The 1,360-nt window shown below is 33.9% G+C and carries 1 protein-coding gene; it reads right to left on the minus strand.

Annotated elements, in window-relative coordinates:
* Window positions 1-671: hypothetical protein (locus tag T513_RS0109595; RefSeq protein WP_031589913.1), on the minus strand; the 671-nt coding region annotated here is incomplete at its 3' end.
* Window positions 672-1,360: the final 689 nt, after the last annotated feature.

Genomic DNA, 1,360 nt, shown 5'->3' on the forward strand with positions numbered 1-1,360 from the left:
GCGAGAGTAACACGCTCGCCAGTTCTAAATGCGACTACTTCTGTATCATGTTTTCCATTTATGCTGCCAACCATTCTAAAGCCTTGATTGATTGACTGATACTGTATCTGCTTTTCTTTGGAAGTGACTGTTGGATTCCAAAATCTAAAAGTGAGGTCATATTTTAGCGACTTCAACTGTACTTTTATATTCGGATATAAGTCTATCGGTTCTTTGAATACATAGTATAAGTGCAGTCCTGTCCCACTCGCTACAATGTAAGTTGGCATTGGTATTGAACGGATTTGACTAGGTGGCATAGTTGTTAAATACATGATGTTATCCAATTCTTCCTCGCCTACACCGTCTAAATCAAAGATTAAAGCGTGCATTCTTTGAGCGTTTTCTAATTTATTGGTTCTACCTCTATAGCTCAACCCACCACATAAGGTCATTGAATTACACTCAATATAATTCATATAATCCTCTTCCCATGTATCGTTAAGCATTACTCGTCTTTTCATTTTCTTATTTTCATCTTGATACAAGTAAATCGCATTAGGTTTACTAAAATCTGTATTTAATTCTCCCTCATTCTCATTATTTGGGAAAATATCTCTATAAAAATCATAGCCATTTACCTGTTCGTACTGACTAGAAAGAAACTGACAAACTATCTCATAATCACTCATAAAATCACCTCACTTTTGGAACACTCCCATTTTCCCTATTAGGGGGCTTAGATTATCAATGAATTTTTTGTACATTTTTATAGTACCAAATTTTAATCTATGTTACAATGTCAAACGGGAGGTATTAGTCATGAATAATACTTACCAAAAGCACCTCTACCAAGCTTTACTCAATGACAATCGATATAAATGTTATTATCACTATGGTGATGCTTTATATGATAGTTAAGGAGATAAAGAAGTAGTCTAACTACTTCGGTGGTGGTGCTAAAAATAAAGAGAGAGGATTGCCGTCCTCTCTCTTTTCTTTTGTTGTGTTTTCCACTACCCAACTTACTCTTTGACAATATTATTATAGCATATTATTGCAAAATTGAACCAAAAAACTACCAATAGGGAATATATTTCTATAAAACTCTTTATAATCTACTTCATCAAAATACTGTTCTAAATACTTAGTTAATATATTCATAAAATCACCTCGCTTTTTGGAACACTCCCATTTTGCTCTCTTAGGGGGCTTAGATTATCAATGAAGTTTTTCCACCTTTTTATTAAAATTAACACCCCATAACTGGGGTGTTAATTTTATGCAAACAGAGAGCCAAAAAACTCGCCAATAGAAGAAAATATCTTGCCTATTAAGGTAAATATGCCCCAACCAGCAAAACCACCTATAATCAACGCAA

The sequence above is a fragment of the Kandleria vitulina DSM 20405 genome (assembly GCF_000702065.1).
In the GTDB taxonomy this organism is placed as follows: Bacteria; Bacillota_I; Bacilli_A; order Erysipelotrichales; family Coprobacillaceae; genus Kandleria; species Kandleria vitulina.